18 protein-coding genes are annotated in these 17,748 nt (G+C 33.2%); 11 read left to right on the top strand and 7 right to left on the bottom strand.

The window, feature by feature from the left end:
• Positions 1 to 41: 41 nt before the first annotated feature.
• The 5 genes from GIY83_RS11200 to GIY83_RS11220 all read right to left on the bottom strand — a co-directional run bounded on the left by GIY83_RS11200 (position 42) and on the right by GIY83_RS11220 (position 6,965).
• On the bottom strand, positions 42 to 1,181 hold the full coding sequence (locus GIY83_RS11200) for an aspartate aminotransferase family protein (protein WP_194616563.1): 1,140 nt from the start codon (positions 1,179 to 1,181) through the stop codon (positions 42 to 44).
• A gap of 79 nt (positions 1,182 to 1,260) precedes the next feature.
• Positions 1,261 to 2,238, bottom strand: a complete 978-nt coding sequence (argC, locus tag GIY83_RS11205) for an N-acetyl-gamma-glutamyl-phosphate reductase (RefSeq protein WP_208686956.1) — start codon at positions 2,236 to 2,238, stop codon at positions 1,261 to 1,263.
• Complete coding sequence (locus GIY83_RS11210) at positions 2,231 to 3,424, bottom strand: argininosuccinate synthase (RefSeq protein WP_116754117.1); 1,194 nt, start codon at positions 3,422 to 3,424, stop codon at positions 2,231 to 2,233. Before GIY83_RS11210 ends, argC begins: the two co-directional genes overlap by 8 nt.
• Before the next feature lie 65 nt (positions 3,425 to 3,489).
• Positions 3,490 to 4,131 carry a GNAT family N-acetyltransferase gene (locus GIY83_RS11215; RefSeq protein ID WP_065449613.1) on the bottom strand — a complete coding sequence of 214 codons (642 nt, stop codon included), beginning with the start codon at positions 4,129 to 4,131 and terminating at the stop codon, positions 3,490 to 3,492.
• A gap of 563 nt (positions 4,132 to 4,694) precedes the next feature.
• Positions 4,695 to 6,965: a M1 family metallopeptidase gene (locus tag GIY83_RS11220; RefSeq protein WP_194616561.1), complete on the bottom strand. Its 2,271-nt coding sequence runs from the start codon at positions 6,963 to 6,965 to the stop codon at positions 4,695 to 4,697.
• A gap of 186 nt (positions 6,966 to 7,151) precedes the next feature.
• Between GIY83_RS11220 and GIY83_RS11225 the strand changes: the two genes are divergently transcribed.
• From GIY83_RS11225 to GIY83_RS11235, 3 genes are all read left to right on the top strand, one after another.
• Positions 7,152 to 8,003 (top strand): aldose 1-epimerase family protein, encoded by an 852-nt coding sequence (locus tag GIY83_RS11225; RefSeq protein ID WP_208686958.1) that lies wholly within the window; start codon positions 7,152 to 7,154, stop codon positions 8,001 to 8,003.
• Between the two features lie 10 nt (positions 8,004 to 8,013).
• Positions 8,014 to 8,565: a GNAT family N-acetyltransferase gene (locus GIY83_RS11230; RefSeq protein ID WP_208686960.1), complete on the top strand. Its 552-nt coding sequence runs from the start codon at positions 8,014 to 8,016 to the stop codon at positions 8,563 to 8,565.
• Positions 8,566 to 8,697: 132 nt separating this feature from the next.
• Positions 8,698 to 9,252, top strand: coding sequence for a DUF3575 domain-containing protein (locus tag GIY83_RS11235; RefSeq protein WP_208686962.1), 555 nt, complete (start codon positions 8,698 to 8,700; stop codon positions 9,250 to 9,252).
• Here the strand turns inward: GIY83_RS11235 and GIY83_RS11240 are convergent, their stop codons facing one another.
• On the bottom strand, positions 9,253 to 9,483 hold the full coding sequence (locus GIY83_RS11240; RefSeq protein ID WP_194616557.1) for a VF530 family DNA-binding protein: 231 nt from the start codon (positions 9,481 to 9,483) through the stop codon (positions 9,253 to 9,255). It abuts the gene before it with no gap.
• Positions 9,484 to 9,553: 70 nt separating this feature from the next.
• Here GIY83_RS11240 and smpB point away from each other — a divergent pair, with 70 nt between their 5' ends.
• The 3 genes from smpB (at position 9,554) to GIY83_RS11255 (ending at position 11,879) form a co-directional block, all read left to right on the top strand.
• On the top strand, positions 9,554 to 10,009 hold the full coding sequence (smpB, locus tag GIY83_RS11245) for an SsrA-binding protein SmpB (protein WP_042564375.1): 456 nt from the start codon (positions 9,554 to 9,556) through the stop codon (positions 10,007 to 10,009).
• Between the two features lie 81 nt (positions 10,010 to 10,090).
• A complete protein-coding gene (locus GIY83_RS11250) occupies positions 10,091 to 10,741 on the top strand; it encodes a membrane lipoprotein lipid attachment site-containing protein (protein ID WP_194616556.1) in 651 nt (216 codons plus the stop codon).
• An 88-nt stretch (positions 10,742 to 10,829) separates the two neighbouring features.
• The gene (locus GIY83_RS11255; protein WP_208686964.1) at positions 10,830 to 11,879 is read left to right on the top strand and encodes a Fic family protein; all 1,050 of its coding nucleotides are present in this window, start codon (positions 10,830 to 10,832) and stop codon (positions 11,877 to 11,879) included.
• Positions 11,880 to 11,999: 120 nt separating this feature from the next.
• Here the strand turns inward: GIY83_RS11255 and GIY83_RS11260 are convergent, their stop codons facing one another.
• Positions 12,000 to 12,641, bottom strand: coding sequence for a protein-L-isoaspartate(D-aspartate) O-methyltransferase (locus GIY83_RS11260; protein WP_194616554.1), 642 nt, complete (start codon positions 12,639 to 12,641; stop codon positions 12,000 to 12,002).
• Positions 12,642 to 12,784: 143 nt separating this feature from the next.
• Between GIY83_RS11260 and GIY83_RS11265 the strand changes: the two genes are divergently transcribed.
• The 5 genes from GIY83_RS11265 to GIY83_RS11285 all read left to right on the top strand — a co-directional run bounded on the left by GIY83_RS11265 (position 12,785) and on the right by GIY83_RS11285 (position 17,718).
• Positions 12,785 to 13,750 (top strand): Gfo/Idh/MocA family protein, encoded by a 966-nt coding sequence (locus GIY83_RS11265; protein WP_208686966.1) that lies wholly within the window; start codon positions 12,785 to 12,787, stop codon positions 13,748 to 13,750.
• Positions 13,751 to 13,839: 89 nt separating this feature from the next.
• Positions 13,840 to 14,733, top strand: coding sequence for a 3-hydroxyacyl-CoA dehydrogenase family protein (locus tag GIY83_RS11270; RefSeq protein ID WP_194616552.1), 894 nt, complete (start codon positions 13,840 to 13,842; stop codon positions 14,731 to 14,733).
• Positions 14,734 to 14,745: 12 nt separating this feature from the next.
• Positions 14,746 to 15,405 carry a YggS family pyridoxal phosphate-dependent enzyme gene (locus tag GIY83_RS11275; protein ID WP_194616551.1) on the top strand — a complete coding sequence of 220 codons (660 nt, stop codon included), beginning with the start codon at positions 14,746 to 14,748 and terminating at the stop codon, positions 15,403 to 15,405.
• Positions 15,406 to 15,487: 82 nt separating this feature from the next.
• Positions 15,488 to 16,849, top strand: a complete 1,362-nt coding sequence (locus GIY83_RS11280) for an exonuclease domain-containing protein (RefSeq protein ID WP_208686968.1) — start codon at positions 15,488 to 15,490, stop codon at positions 16,847 to 16,849.
• Positions 16,850 to 16,878: 29 nt separating this feature from the next.
• Positions 16,879 to 17,718: an ion transporter gene (locus GIY83_RS11285; protein WP_208686970.1), complete on the top strand. Its 840-nt coding sequence runs from the start codon at positions 16,879 to 16,881 to the stop codon at positions 17,716 to 17,718.
• Positions 17,719 to 17,748: the final 30 nt, after the last annotated feature.

The raw sequence follows: 17,748 nt of genomic DNA on the forward strand, positions 1-17,748 counted from the left end.
AACCAGTTAAACGATTAAACGAATTAACAGTTATAGGCAAACTAATTATTAAGCTCTTCTAAACTTTCTTTTAAAGCTACAATAAACGTATCTATATCTGATTTTTTCACCGTTAATGGCGGTAAAATTCTTAACAGATTTTTGTTGTTAGCACTTCCTGTAAAAATATGTTTTTCGATGATTAATTTCTTTCTTAAAGCAGCTACATCAAAATCGAATTCAACGCCAAGCATTAATCCTTTTCCTTTTACTTGCTTGATTCCTGGAACTTCTCTGATTTTTTCTAAGAAATACTCATATACTTCATTTACATTCTTCTGTAAATCAAGTTTTTCAATTACATCCAGAACCGCGATTCCTGCAGCACAAGACAAGTGGCTTCCACCGAAAGTAGTTCCTAATAATCCGAAACTCGCTTCAAATTTTGGAGAAATTAAAATAGCTCCAACCGGAAATCCATTCCCCATTCCTTTTGCAACTGAAATAATATCAGCATTGATTGCGTGGTGTTGGAATGCGAAAAACTTACCGCTTCTTCCGTATCCTGATTGTACTTCGTCTAAAATTAAAACCACATCGTGTTTTTTACATGCTTTTTCTAGAGCCTGAAAAAACTCGGTTGTTCCTTCGTCTAAACCTCCCACTCCCTGAATTCCTTCGATAATTACAGCCGAAACATCACCTTTTGCCAGTTCTGCTTCAACTAATTCGATTTGATTTAAAGGTAAAAAAGTAACTACTTGTTGTGCATTGATTGGTGCTACTATTTTCTTATTATCTGTAACAGCAACGGCCGCAGAAGTTCTTCCGTGAAAAGAATTATGAAAAGCTACAACTCTTGATTTTCCGTTATGGAAAGAGGCTAATTTTAAAGCATTTTCGTTTGCTTCAGCTCCCGAACTGCATAAAAACAATTCATAATCTTCTAATCCTGAAAGTTTTCCTAATTTTTGAGCCAATTCTACCTGCAAAGGATTTTGAATAGCATTTGAATAAAATCCTAAATGATCTAATTGATTTTTTAGTTTTTCAACATAATCTGGTTGTGTATGGCCAATTGAGATTACACCATGTCCGCTATATAAGTCTAAATATTCCACTCCGTTCTTATCTGTAATTGTGCAGTCTAGCGCTTTTACAGGAGTGATATCATAAAGTGGGTATACGTTAAATAAATTCATTTTCTTGCTGTTTAATTGTTTAACCGTTCATTTGTTTAATCGATTAACCGAATAAACGATTAACCGTTTTGACAACAATTTAAAATCCGCTTGGTTTCAAATGTAAACCTGTAGTTTCTTCTAATCCGAACATTAAATTCATGTTTTGAATCGCTTGTCCTGAAGCACCTTTGGTTAAGTTATCAATGATTGAAGTAATTAAAATCCGGTTTCCTTTTTTCAATAAACTGATGATACATTTGTTGGTTTGAACGACTTGTTTCATGTTGATGTTTGTCGTTGTAACCGTTACAAAAGGTTCATTTTTATAGAAATCCTTGTATTTAGCAACTAAATCTTCTAAGCTTTCATCAGAATCTGTATATAATGTTGCAAAAATTCCTCTTGTAAAATCGCCTCTATTCGGAACAAAAATTAATTCATCTGAGTAATCAGCCTGCAATTGATTTACGCTTTGGTTGATTTCTCCCAAATGCTGGTGTTCAAAAGCTTTATAATGCGACATATTATTGTTTCTCCAACTAAAATGAGAAGTTTCGGCAAGACTTACGCCTGCACCTGTACTTCCTGTAGTTGCATTAATATGAACATCATTTTTAAGCAGATTATTTTTAGCTAATGGTAATAAAGCCAATTGAATCGCTGTAGCAAAACAACCTGGATTTGCAATAAAATTTGCTTTTTTAATTGCAGCTTTATTCAATTCAGGCAATCCGTAAACGAATTCTTTTCCGTCAAAATTAGCGTCTTTCGTTAATCTGAAATCATTTCCTAAATCGATGATTTTAGTGTGACCAGCGAACTTATTTTCTTGTAAAAATGAAATCGATTTACCGTGGCCCAGACATAAAAAAACAACATTTACGTCAGGATTTACAACATCAGTAAAATTCATTTCAATATCTCCCATCAAATCGTGGTGTGCCACAGAAAGTGGTTTTCCAGCATTTGTCGTACTGTAAACAAAGTCAATGTTTACATTGGGATGATACATCAAGATTCTGATAAGTTCTCCGGCTGTATAACCCGAACCACCAATTATTCCGATATTAATCATGATCTAAATGATTTACAGATGAAAATATGTTTTGTGCATTTCCTAAAATCTTAATAAACCCTTTTGCATCGTCAGATGTCCATGCGTTGTTCATTTCTCCGTACTGACCAAAACCTGTATTCATCAAATCATTATCTGATTCAATTCCGTCAAGCGAAAAATGATATGGTTTTAAAGAAACGGTTACAACACCATTTACTGTTTTTTGTGTGTCTTGCAAGAATGTTTCGATGTTTCTCATAACCGGATCTAAAAACTGACCTTCATGAAATAACATTCCGTACCAGTTTCCTAATTGTTCTTTCCAGTATTGTTGCCATTTACCAAGAGTATGTTTCTCTAATAAATGGTGTGCTTTAATGATGATTAATGGCGCAGCAGCTTCAAAACCAACTCTTCCTTTAATTCCGATAATTGTATCACCTACGTGAATATCTCTACCAATTGCAAAAGCATTTGCCAGTTTTTCAAGGGCTACAATATTATTTGATGGTTTATCTAATTGACCATTTATTCCAACTAATTCTCCTTGTTCAAAATGCAATCTTACTTTTTCTTCTCCTTCTTTTTTCAATTGTGAAGGATAAGCGTCACCTGGCAATGGCTGGCTTGAAGTCAGCGTTTCTTTTCCTCCAACGCTTGTTCCCCAAAGTCCTTTATTGATCGAATATTGTGCTTTTTCCCAAGAATAGTGAACTCCATTTTTAGATAAATAATCAACTTCTTCTTGTCTTGATAATTTTAAATCTCTAATTGGTGTAATGATTTCAATTTCAGGAGCGATGGTTTGGAAAATCAAATCAAAACGAATCTGGTCATTTCCTGCACCTGTGCTTCCGTGTGCGATGGCGCTTGCTCCAACTTTTTTAGCATATTTAATGGCTTCAATTGCCTGAAAAACACGCTCTGCACTTACTGATAATGGATATGTATTGTTTTTTAATACGTTTCCAAAAATCAAATATTTAATAGCTTTATCATAATATTTATCTACGATGGTTAGGTTGGCGTGTTGCGCGCTTCCTAATTCGTAAGCTCTTTTTTCGATTGCCGATAATTCTTCAGCATCAAATCCTCCTGTATCTACAAGTACGGTGTGAACTTCGTATCCTTTTTCATTTTTTAAATATTTCAAACAATACGAGGTATCTAATCCTCCACTATAAGCTAATACAACTTTTTTCATTTTTTATAATTTAGGCTAATACTTTCGTATGTAGCAAGTTTGAGATTTCTTTTTTAATTTAATTCTTAAGATAAAAAACCGAAAGACAGTATTTTATTCAGGAATAAAGCTTGTTTTATTTTTTTTAATCTGCTTAGAACAGCCTCATTAAAAGGATGTCTTGGCGGATCTTTTTGTTTTTCTTTTGGGTCGTACAGCATTCCGGTACAAAGGCACATCTTGTTTTCTTTGCTTTTCAGAATTTCATAGTTGGTACAGGTTTTACATCCTGACCAAAAACTTGGATCTGTTGTAAGTTCAGAGAAAGGAACTGGTTTATAACCTAAATCAGAGTTGATTTTCATTACAGCCAAGCCGGTTGTAATACCAAATATCTTAGCGTCAGGGTATCTTTTTAGAGAATAATCAAATACTTTTGATTTGATTTTTTTCGCCAAACCTAAACTTCTGTAATCCGGATGTACAATTAAACCAGAATGTGCCACGAATTTTCCGTGTTGCCAACTTTCGATATAACAAAAACCTGCAAATTTTCCGTCTGCCAGAGCAATCATCGCATCACCGTTCGACATTTTTTTCTGAATGTATTCAGGAGTTCTTTTAGCAATCCCTGTACCTCTTAACAAGGCAGATGATTCTATTGTATCGCAAATTTCCTGTGCGAATTTGAAGTGTTCTTCCTGAGTAACAACAATAGAGATTTTCATTTCAATAGTTGAAGTTAGAGTTAAAAATTAAAACGTGTTGTTTAGTTTGAAATCCAGAAATCGATCCAACAAAAATAGACATAACAGAAGTAACATTCTCAAAATCAAAAACTTGATTAAGAAAATTTAAAAAATTAAATATATTTTTAGGATATGTTTGTCCAATGGACAAATTGTGTGATTTCAAAATGAAAAATGAATATAAATAAATATGCGGCGAAAAACTCTGTGAATACTATAGAGATAGTATCCGTACTTCGGGAGAAGTTACAGGTGAGTTTGTCCGTGACAAAGAAGTTATATGTAAACTTATTTTATTCATCGGTGCAAAAATACACTATTTTTTTATTTCCAAAACAAAAAATCAAAATTCTAACATTTTTTTAATGAAATGTTATTTTTATAAGATGCTAGAATTCTAAGTTACTAAGGTTCTGAATCTTTGCTAAAATGATGATCTAAACAAAACTTGGTGAGCTTACAACTGGAAATCAAAACCAAAAGAAAACCCGATAGCTACTGTAACTATCGGGTTTTAAGAATTTTATAATTTTATTTTATTTTTATTTTTTAGTAAACGGAATTGTTTCTCCGTTACCTAAAATAATCATATCGAAACCTGTTTTAGCTTCATTAAACTTAAATTTTAATCCGGCACTTGTAGATTGAAATGTGTCTTTTTCGTTTTCTACAGGAGCTACAGTAAACTTAGGAAAGTTTGTAATTTCAACATTTAATGTGCTGTTCTTTTCGGTAAAATCAATTTTCAAAGGTGCTCTTGAAGTTGAATATGTTCCTAAATAACCATCTAAAATTACATCTTTCTCTATTTTACCGTTTCCCGATGTCCACACGTTGTTTGCTTCGTTATTATCCGGAAAAACATGATCAGGATCAAGAGTAATACTTTCGATTTCTTCTGTAGAATTATGTTTAAAAGACCATACAGTATTACGTTGCCAAATTTCTACAGGCAATTTAACTCTTGTAACCTTCCCGCTTTTTGTTTTCACATCTAAAATAATCGGCATTGGCATTTTATCAAAATTCTCTACTGTAATTATAACTCCTTTTGACGGATCATTTTTTACATATTTTATTGAATTAATTCCCTGATCAAAACGCCAGTTGTTTACGTACCAGCTTCTCCAGAACCAGCTTAAATCTTCACCAGCTACATTTTCCATAGATCTGAAAAAGTCATCCGGTTGAGGATGTTTGTAAGCCCAACGCTCTATATAAGTACGGAAAGCATTATCAAAACGCTCTTTTCCTAATATTTGTTCTCTTAAAATAACCAATCCAGAACTTGGTTTAAAATAGCATAACATACCAATATTAGCTTCCTTCATATTATCAGGCGAACTCATTATAGTTTCTAAGCTAGGTCTGGTAAAAGATTCTGCAGCTTTATGTAAATCTGTTGGTGCTTCTACATATTCACCTTTATTAAATTCCGCAGTGCTTAACGAATTGATAAAAGTATTAAAACCTTCATCCATCCAGGCAAACAATCTTTCATTTGAACCAACAATCATAGGAAACCAGATATGACCAAATTCATGATCTGTAACTCCCCATAAATCCTGGCCTTTTGATTCCCAGCTGCAAAAAACGATTCCAGGATATTCCATTCCGCCTTCATTTCCTGCTACGTTTGTCGCTGCAGGATAAGGATATTCAAACCATGTTTTAGAGTAATGCTCTATCGCTGCTTTTACATATTCTGTAGAACGGCCATAAGCTCCCTGTCCTGCACTTTCTACCGGATAAGCAGATAAGGCCAACGATTTTTTACCACTTGGCAAATTAATTTTTGCTCCGTCCAAAACAAAAGCAGGAGATGACGCCCAAGAAAAATCACGAGCATTTTTGATCTGATAATGCCATGTTTTTTCACCAGTAGCATTTGTATTTGCTGTTGCAGCAACTTCTTCGGCAGAACGAATTGTAACTGTTTTATCGCTTTGACCAGCTTCTTTATAACGTTTAAAAACCTCCGCAGGCAATACTTCTGCCCCGTTTATCAATTCTCCTGAACCTACAACATAATGATTGGCAGGAACGGTAAGTTTTACATCAAAATTACCGTATTCTAAGTAAAACTCAGAAGCTCCTAAATACGGATGCGTGTTCCAGCCTCTTACATCATCATACACACACATACGGGGATACCATTGTGCAATGGTGAAAATTTTACCATTTTTAGTTTCTAAAACTCCCATTCTGTCTGATCCTTCAAAAGGAGCTGTGAACGCAAATTCGATTTTAATTTTTACTGTACCTCCTTTTGATGCTAATTCTTCAGGAAGAAATATTTGCATTCTGGTGTCTGTAATTACATATTTTGCTTCAACATCAGTTTTTTTCTTTCCAACAGAAATTACTTTAACTGATTTAATTTTATTTCCTCCATCAAAAACCTGCCCCTGAGCACCGTTACGGCTTCCCGTTAAAGGCACAACTGCATTTCCTCTTGAATCTTCTTTGAATAAATTCTGATCTAAATTCAACCATACAAATCCTAATTTATCAGGACTATTATTGGTATACGTGATTTCATCTGTACCAATAATTTCATTTGTAGTCGCATTTAATTTTGCCGTTATCTGATAATCGGCCCTGTTTTGCCAATATTCAACTCCCGGCTGACCACTTGCAGAACGAGTCGAAGTCCCGTTTTTTGTATAAAAATTGGGCGAAAACGCATCATGATAACTATAATTATTAACTGGAGTTACTACTGCTGTTGCAGGCTTTTGTTGTGCCCAAACAGAAGAAATCCCAACAAACAAAGCCATGGTTAATAAGGCTCTCGAAGATTGTATTTTCATATTTTTTAGCTGTTTATGTAGCAAATTAATGAAAAAAAAAGCTATTTACAGAGAAAGCATGAAGCTTAAATTGAATTTTAGCAAAATTTTATCAAAAAAATAATTTGAAGCATTTTCCTAAAAAACTAAAATTTATAAAATATATTTACATCAATATAAATTTCATTCATTTCAACACTAAACACTTTGAATACAACTATTTCAAATTCAACAATAAGTGCCTCTATAAAACATGCCGGAGCCGAATTATTTTCATTAAAAAGCAATCAAAACAAAGAGTACATCTGGGAAGGCAATCCTGATTTTTGGGGAAAGCACTCTCCTGTTCTTTTTCCTATTGTAGGAACTTTAAAAAACAATACTTATACAATTGAAGGAAAAGAATATCAATTACCAAGACATGGTTTTGCACGTGATATGGAGTTTCAATTGATTCATAAAACCGAAAACAGTGCTACTTTTTCGTTAGAATCGACAACAGAAACACTTACAAAATATCCTTTTGAATTTGAACTACAGCTTATTTATACACTTAAAGAAGCTTCATTACATATAGGATATAAAGTCATTAATAAAAGTGGTAAAAAATTGCCTTTCTCTATTGGGGCTCATCCGGCAATAGCATTACCTAAAAATTTTGAAAACTATGCTTTTGAATTCGAAAAAAAAGAAGTTTTAAAATATCATCTTTTAGAAAATGATTTAATTTCTAACAAAACAAAAGTTTTAGAAACCACTAACAATATTGTTCCTTTAAATTATAAATTATTCGAGAACGATGCCTTGATTTTTAAAACATTAGAATCAAAATCATTAAGTATTCTTGAAAATTCAAAGCCTTATATAAAAGTTGCTTTTGAAGATTTTCCAAGCTTAGGACTTTGGACTAAAGATCAGGCGCCTTTTATCTGTGTTGAACCCTGGCTAGGTTATTCAGATACTGCTGAAAACTCTGGAGATTTGTTTGAGAAAGAAGGAATTTTAGTTTTGGATAACAATCAAACCTTCCAGTCAAAATTTAGTATTACAATATTATAATTCAAGAAAAATGTTAGAATTTAACTTCACCCCATTTCCCGTCTTAGAAACAGAACGTTTGCTTTTAAGAAGAATAACGAATGATGATGTAAATGAAGTTTTCGAATTACGTTCGAATCCTGAGACCATGAAATACATTCCAAGACCATTGGTAAAAAACAATGAAGATGCGCTGGAGCATATTGCTATGATTGAAGAAAAAATCGTAACAAACGTTGGTATCAATTGGGGTATAACTCTAAAAGGAAGCCCAAAACTTCTTGGTATTATTGGTTATTACAGAATGCAACCTCAAAATTTCCGTGCTGAAATTGGCTATATCTTATTACCTGAATTTCAGGGCAAAGGAATTATTCCCGAAGCTGTAAACCGATTAATTACTTATGGCTTTAAGGAATTAAAATTACATTCTATTGAAGCTTTGATTGATCCTGAAAATTATGCCTCTGAAAAGGTTTTACAAAAATGCGGTTTTGTTAAAGAGGCACATCTAAAAGAATCTGAATTTTATGAAGGTCGTTTCCTAGACAATGTAATTTACTCATTACTAGAATCTAAGTAATATAACCTACTTATTAAAAAAAATATTCTTGTTAAATTAAAACATTTACATAATAGTAATTAATGGTTTGCGTTATATTTGCACCCGAAATAAGCGACAAAGCTTTGTTTTAATATCGCGAAAACCCAATTTATGAAAAAATTCTTAACCCTACTTGTTCTTTTCTTTTCGATTCAGTCTCAAAGTCAAACTTTTATTAAATTCAATGCCGCAACTGCAATAGTTGCAATACCTAATGTTGGTATTGAAACCAGTATAGGAGAAAAAATGACTTTTAGTGTTGATGTAATGGCTTCTTTCTGGGAATCTTTTAATGGGCATAGTCCAATGAAATTTTACACCTTAACACCTGAAGTTCGTTACCATTTTAAAGAAAAGTATAACGGATTTTATGTAGGTGCTCATGCCGGTCCGGATGTTTACGAATTACAAAAATGGAATTATTGGGATACCAATAAATACGAACATGGCTTTGGATACCGCTTAGGTGTTACTGTGGGATACAATATCAAATTAAGCGACAAATTTGTATTGGATATTTTTGCCGGAGGTGGATGGCACCAAGGATTTTATAAAGGATATTACAATGACGGAACTCCGGGAAGATATGAAAAAGCACCAAACTGGAACAAAAGCGGCGAATGGTTACCATATCGCGGTGGTGTTATGATTTCTTATAAATTATAATCACTTCACAAATTTAGGCAGAGATTTTACATATAAATCTTCTACTTTCTTTCTCGCCCAGTCGGTTTTTCTTAAAAAAGTCAAACTAGATTTTACACTTGGGTTTGAAGTAAAACATTTTACAGGAATTATTTCTGCCAAAGTATCAAAACCATAATGATCTACTAAAGCTTCTACTATTTTTTGAAGCGTGATTCCGTGTAACGGATCTTTTGATTGTTGTTTTTCCATGATGCAAATTTATATCATTTATGCAAAAACAATTGCTGTTTCATTTATTTGTTACTAAATTTGTCAACCTATGTTAAAAACAGTCAATATACTAAATAAAAGAGCTCGATTTGATTATGAGATAATCGATACCTATACTGCTGGAATTGTTTTATCTGGAACTGAAATCAAATCGATACGATTAGGAAAAGCAAATATCACCGAAAGTTTTTGCGAATTTAGCAATCTGGAGCTTTTTGCAATCAATACTTATATCGAAGAATATACATTCGGAAATCAATTCAATCACAAATCAAGAAGTGAAAGAAAATTGCTTTTGAATAAAAAAGAATTAAAAAGTCTTCATAAAAGTGTTCAGGCAAAAGGACTTACTATTGTTCCTTTGAAATTATTTACTAATGAAAAAGGACTTGCAAAACTGCAAATTGGTCTTTGCAAAGGAAAGAAAAACTACGACAAGCGTGAATCTTTAAAAGAACAAGACACAAAACGCGATCTGGACCGAATAAAAAAAGCTTATAATTAAAAGTTATTTTTTAATTACAAGAATAGTGTTTATTTCTCTTTTATACGTATTTTTACTACAATCATTATAAAAAATTGTAATATGAAAAAATACTTATTTTTAGTAATCGCTGTTCTTGCGCTTTCAGGATGTGGTAGTAATACCTCTATCGTTAATAGCTGGAGAGATCCAAAAATAACAGTCGCTCAGGAAAATTTTAAAAAAGTTTTGGTTGTAGCCTTATTAAAAGACGAAGCTTCCAGAAGAGTTACTGAAAACAGAATTGCTGCCAGTAATGAAATCTTCAAAACATCTTACCAATATTTAAACGAAACAACCAAAGATCTTACTAAAGAGCAAAAATTAAAAATATTGCAGGATGAGAATTTTGACGGAGTTATTACATTGCGTTTAGTAAGTAAAGAAAAAGAAACAACTTATGTTCCGGGAACTTATACCGGTATGTACTACGGCGGATTCGACGGCATGTATACAGGTATGTATGGATACGGTTTTGGAAACTGGTACGGAATGTATTCTCCTAACTTTTATGATCCGGGATACTATCAGGAAACTACATCTTATATGGTAGAAACGAATGTTTTTTCATTAAAAGAAAATAAACTAATCTGGACCGGAACTACAAAATCAGATTATGTTACTGATTTAGGTCAAACCGTTGATGCTATTATGCAGACTGTAGTTCAGGAAATGAGAAAAGATGGTTCTCTTCCTCCAAAAAGTAAAATATAATTTTAGAAAAGCAATATTCAATATTGCTTTTTTATTTTTATTAAAAATGACTGAATTCGTCATGACAATTTAAAACTTCTTTACAAATATGAAAAAACTTCTTAAAAATGCAAGAGAACTTAAAGGATTAAAAACTAGAGAAGTGGCGCAAATTCTAGGTATTGATCAGGCATTAATAAGTAAATTTGAATCAGGATCAAGAAAACCAACCAGAGAACAAATTTCGAAACTTTCTCAGCTTTTAGAGATTGACTTTGAAACTTTAATGATTGCCTGGCTCAAGGAAAAAATTCTATACGAAATTGGAGATGATGAATTTGCCTTAAAAGCATTAATAGTAGCAGAACAGGAAATTAAATACAATAAAACTGTTTCGAAATTAAAAATTTCCAAAACTTTAGAAAATCTTTTAAAGGAGATTGATCTATTAAAAGCAAAATTAGACAGTTATGACCAATATGACAGCTTTAGAATTACTCAGGCATTAGAATTAGAATATACTTTTGAAAGTAATAGAATTGAAGGAAACACAATGACACTTCGTGAAACTGACATGGTCATTAATGAAGGTCTTACAATTTCCGGAAAAAGTATGCGTGAGCATCTGGAGGCCATTAATCATAAGGAAGCGATTGGTTTTATCAAAGATTTAATGCAAAGAAATGTTTCATTAAACGAACGCGATCTTTTATCAATCCATAATTTAATTCTGCGTGGGATAATTCCAGAAGACGCAGGTCGTTACCGTAAAGTACAAGTTATGATAAAAGAAAACACACATATGCCACCACAACCATTTATGGTTGCCAAAGAAATGGAAGATTATTTTATTTGGTATGAAACTAATAAAAATAAACTGCATCCCGTTATTTTGGCAGCCGAAATGCATGAAAGATTAATCACAATTCATCCTTTTATAGATGGAAACGGAAGAACGTCCCGCTTAATTATGAATTTAATTTTATTACAAAAGGGATATATAATTGCTAATATTAAAGGAGATTATGAAAGCCGCATGCAATATTATCAGACTTTAGAAACTGCTCAGACAAAAAACGATAAAGAAGACTTTTTACTTTTTGTAGCTAAAACTGAAAAAGAAAACTTAGAACGATATATTGGTATTATTACGCAATAAAACAAAACACGAATTTCACTAATTTACACAAATTAAATAATCAATTGCGTTTGTGAATTTAATTTCAAAAAACAACTAGTGGTAATTTGTGAAATTAGTCTTTAAAATTTATAGTTATTTTTAATTTTTATCTTCTAATAAAGGAACAAATCGAAACTCTCCAAACTCATGTTTTTCGAATTGTGTTTCGTTTTTACGAATCAATAAGGTCATAATCTGAACATCTTCTCCTAACGGAATAACCAGCCTTCCTCCTATTTTTAATTGCGCCATTAAAGGCTGAGGAATAAACGGAGCTCCGGCAGTAACAATAATACTATCAAACGGTGCATAACTTGGCAACCCTTTATAACCATCACCAAAAGATAAATGTTTAGGGCGGATGTTTAATTTTGGAAACAAATTTGAAGTTGTTTTAAACAATTCATTTTGTCTTTCTACACTAAAAACCTTAGCGCCCAACATACATAAAACTGCAGTTTGGTAACCTGAACCGGTACCAATTTCAAGAATTTTGTGTTCTTTTTTAACTTCTAATAATTGCGATTGAAAAGCAACGGTGTACGGCTGCGAAATAGTTTGACCGGCTCCTATAGGAAAAGCCTTATCCTGATAAGCATAATCTTCAAAACTTGAATTCAAAAAAAGGTGTCTTGGGATTTTTTTTATCGCATCCAAAACTGCTCTATCGGTAATTCCTTTATGTTCTAAAGTGCTTACTAATTGATTACGAAGTCCTTGATGTTTGGCAGTGTCTTTCAAAATAGGTAGGTTTAATTTTTGCAAAAATAAGAAAGTAAATAGGAAATCAAATATTGATTTTTAATTATTAAATCGCTAAATCTTTATTGCATTCACTTTTACTTTCAACAAATAAATTATATTTTTGTTTAAAATACATTCTCATGTTAAAAGTAGGAGTTTTAGGTGCTGGTCATCTTGGTAAAATACATTTACGCTTATTACAACAATCTGACAAATACGAACTAGTTGGATTTTACGACGAAAATCAGGAAAATGCCGAACGAATATCAAAAGAATTTGGCTATAAAAACTTCAGTACTATTGCTAAATTAATCCACGCTGTGGATGTTATTGATATTGTCACTCCAACACTTTCCCATTATAAATGTGCTAAGGTAGCCATAAAATCAGGAAAACATATCTTTATAGAAAAACCTATTGCCAATACCGTTGAAGAAGCCAAAGAAATTATTGCTTTGGCCAAAGAATATAACGTAAAAGGTCAGGTTGGTCATGTTGAACGCTTTAATCCAGCGTTTATTGCTACAAAAAACATGATCGAAAATCCAATGTTTATAGAAACGCACCGTTTGGCAGAATTTAATCCGCGTGGTACAGATGTTCCTGTAGTTCTGGATTTAATGATTCATGATATTGATGCTATCTTAAGTGTAGTAAATTCAAAAGTAAAAGATATTCACGCCAGTGGAGTTTCGGTAATCAGTGATACTCCGGATATTGCAAATGCCAGAATTGAGTTCGAAAACGGATGTGTTGCAAATTTAACAGCCAGCAGAATTTCGTTGAAAAACATGCGCAAGACACGTTTCTTCCAAAAAGATGCTTACATTTCTGTAGACTTTCTGGAGAAAAAATGCGAAGTAGTCCGTATGAAAGACGCCCCGGAAATCCCTGGAGATTTTGATATGATTTTGCAAAATGCCGAAGGCGTGAAAAAGCAAATCTATTTTACCAATCCTGATGTCGAGCAAAACAATGCCATTCTTGACGAATTAGAATCTTTTGCAAACGCCATAAAAACAGATACAACTCCTGTTGTAACACTTGAACAAGCAACTGATGCCCTAAGAGTAGCGTATCAAATCATTGATTGTTTCCAAAAATAATTGAAAGTTTAAAAAATAAAAATAGCCACGAATTCACGAACCAATTGGTGAATTCGTGGCTAAATCATAAATATAATATCTAAGATAAAATGAAGACTATAGCTGTAATTGGTGCAGGAACAATGGGTAACGGAATTGCTCATACATTTGCACAAAGTGGTTTTACTGTAAAACTAATTGACGTTTCTGAAAAATCATTAGACAAAGGAATGGCGACTATTGCCGCAAACTTAGACCGAATGTTGTCTAAAGGAACCATTACGCAGGAAGATGTTGCTAAAACAATCACCAATATTATTACCTATACTGATATTAAGGACGGTGTTGTAGGGGTTGATTTAGTAGTTGAAGCCGCTACAGAAAATGTAGAACTAAAACTAAATATCTTTAAACAATTAAACGAAACTTGTTCTCATAATACCATTTTAGCAACCAATACTTCTTCCATATCTATTACACAAATCGGAGCTGTTGTAGCACATCCTGAACGTGTTATCGGGATGCACTTTATGAATCCGGTGCCAATTATGAAATTGGTCGAAATCATTCGCGGATACAACACCAGCGATGAAGTCACTAAAATCATCATGGACTTATCTGAAAAATTAGGAAAAACTCCTGTTGAAGTAAACGATTATCCAGGTTTTGTGGCCAACAGAATCCTGATGCCTATGCTAAATGAAGCAATCGAAACGTTATACAATAAAGTAGCCGGTGTTTATGAAATTGATACTGTAATGAAATTAGGAATGGGACACCCTATGGGCCCACTTCAATTAGCTGATTTTATTGGTCTTGATGTTTGCCTTGCGATCTTGAATGTAATGTACGAAGGCTTCAAAAACCCAAAATATGCCCCTTGCCCATTATTAGTAAATATGGTTAGAGCCGGAAAATTGGGCGTGAAATCCGGAGAAGGTTTTTATGATTACAGTGAAAGTAAAAAAGCAGAGAAAATCTCTAAGCAGTTTATCCTTTCATAAAAAAGAAATACCATGTCGATACAATCGAATTTAAATACAATCAAAACAAGTTTACCGGAGCATGTAACTCTCGTTGCCGTTTCTAAAACGAAACCTGTTTCTAATTTAATGGAAGCTTATGAAGCTGGTCAGCGCATTTTTGGAGAAAACAAAATCCAGGAAATGACTGACAAGTACGAAGAAATGCCTAAAGACATTCAATGGCACATGATTGGTCACGTGCAATCGAATAAAGTAAAATTTATGGCACCATTTGTGAGTTTGATTCACGGTGTTGATAGTTTAAAATTATTGCAGGAAATCAATAAACATGCTTTAAAAAACAATAGAATTATCGATTGTTTGCTTCAAATATATATTGCCGAAGAAGAATCTAAATTTGGTTTAGATAAAAATGAATTAAACGAATTATTATCTTCATCAGAATTCAAAGAGATGAAAAATATTCGTATCTTAGGATTAATGGGAATGGCAACATTTACAGAAGACCGAAACCAGATTATAAAAGAATTTACGCATTTAAAATCTATTTTTGATTCCATTAAATCATTACAATTTGAAAACTGCAATCTGAATATCATTTCAATGGGAATGTCAGGAGATTACCAACTTGCCATAGAATGCGGAAGCACAATGGTTCGAATTGGCAGCAGCATTTTTGGCGGCCGTTAATTTTTAAGCCACATATCGTAGATGCACTGCGGTGCGTCTCTACAGAAAACTGAATACTAAAAACCGAGACTGAATACTGAATTTGTACGCAATACTAGACATAGAAACCACTGGAGGCCAGTTTAACGAAGAAGGAATTACCGAAATCGCCATTTATAAATTTGATGGCCATGAAGTAGTCGACCAATTCATTAGCCTTGTTAATCCCGAAATTCCGATTCAGCCTTTTGTGGTGAAATTAACCGGGATCAATAATGCTATGTTGCGTTCGGCACCTAAGTTTTTTGAAGTTGCCAAAAGAATAATCGAAATCACTTCAGATTGCATCATCGTAGCACACAACGCCTCTTTCGATTATAGAATCTTACGTACCGAGTTCAAACGTTTAGGTTACGATTTCGAAGCCAGAACACTTTGTACGGTTGAACTGGCCAAAAAACTAATTCCGGAACAGCCTTCTTATAGCTTAGGAAAACTCGTTCGCGCACTGGGAATTCCAATGGCAGACAGACATCGCGCCAGCGGAGATGCCATGGCAACGACTAAGTTATTCAAAATGCTTCTCGAAAAAGATATAGAAAAAACAATCGTAAAAGACTTTATAAAACTAGAAGTAGAAAAAGGTATTGCACCAAAATTTTTCGATCTTTTATCCCAAATGCCAACTAAAACTGGTGTTTATTATATTTATAAAGAAGGAGGAACGCTAATTTATATTGGCAAAAGCCAAAATATTAAAAAAAGAGTTAATCAGCATTTTACCGGAATAACAACCAAAAGCAAAAAAATTCAGGCCGAAGTTTTCACCATAACCTATGACGAAACCGGAAGCGAATTAATAGCCTTATTGAAAGAAAGTCAGGAAATAAAAATAAACCGACCAAGATACAATCGTTCTGGGCGAAAAACGATTTTTCAATATGCCTTATATCCCGAAAAAGATGCTAATGGCTACATCAACCTAAAACTTGAAAAAGCCGACGGTCGTAAAAAAGAAATTACATCTTTTGCTACCTTGCAAGAAGGCAAAAATGCACTTTTCAAATTCACGGCAAAATACCATTTGTGCCAAAAGCTAACAGGATTGTATCAAAGCAAAAAAGAGTGTTTTCAATATAAAATAAAAGAGTGTGATGGCGCTTGTATCGGAGAAATCACTCCTGAAATATACAATGCCAGAGTACAACAATTCATCTCTGAAAACAGCTTCGATAACAAAAGCATGATCCTGATTGACAGAGGTCGAAATGTAAACGAAAGAAGTGCGATATTAATCGAAAACGGAATTTATCAGGGATATGCTTTCTACGATTTAAATTATCAGATTACGAATATCGAAATTCTAAAAAATATCCTTATTCCAATGGACCACAATCGTGATGTAAAAAATATTATCCAAAATTACATCTGTAAAAGCAAATCGCTTAAAATTCTTCTTTTTTAACAATACAAAACTTTCATTATCTTCGCGATATGAGAAAAGTAAAATCAAAATACGAAATCTTCAGAGAACAAATTAAAATCATTCTATATGGCACTAATACCATTTTAGGGCGAATGTTTGACCTTGTTCTATTGGGATTGATTTTATTGAGCGTGCTCTTAATTATGATGGAAACCGTACAAGGTATCAATCAAAAATATCACACTCAACTAATTATTTGCGAATGGGTTATCACTATATTTTTTACAATTGAATATATTTTAAGAATAATTTCAATTCAAAAACCTGTTCGATACGTATTTAGCTTTTACGGAATCATAGATTTGCTTGCCGTATTACCCATGTATTTGTCTATATTTTTCCCTGGAGCAAGCATTCTTTCTATTGTGAGAGCGTTACGTTTCTTTAGATTATTCAAAATATTGCACATTCCCCAAATTTCACATCAATCTATTCAGCTTCGTGAAGCCATTGAAGCCAGTAAAGAAAAAATTCTCGTTTTTATATATTTTGTTCTGATCAGCACCATAATAATCGGATCGATCATGTATTTGGTCGAAGGCAAAGAATCAGGTTTCACCAGTATTCCTATGGGTATTTACTGGACAATTGTAACTTTAACAACAGTAGGATACGGAGACATTTCTCCGCAGACACCACTAGGTCAGTTTATTGCAGCTTTAGTAATGATTTTAGGTTACGGAATTATAGCTGTCCCTACCGGAATCGTAACTGCCGAATTTGCAAAAAGCAGTTTAAAGAATACGGCTGTTGGAACAAGAAAAACATGTACAAATTGCCATTCACAAGTACATTTTGACAGTGCCAAATATTGTTACGAATGCGGAACCGAATTACCTAATATTTAATTTAAGGAGCTATTCCAGCTGTACGTTACA

Source organism: Flavobacterium sp. SLB02 (assembly GCF_009664855.1).
Classification (GTDB): Bacteria; Bacteroidota; Bacteroidia; order Flavobacteriales; family Flavobacteriaceae; genus Flavobacterium.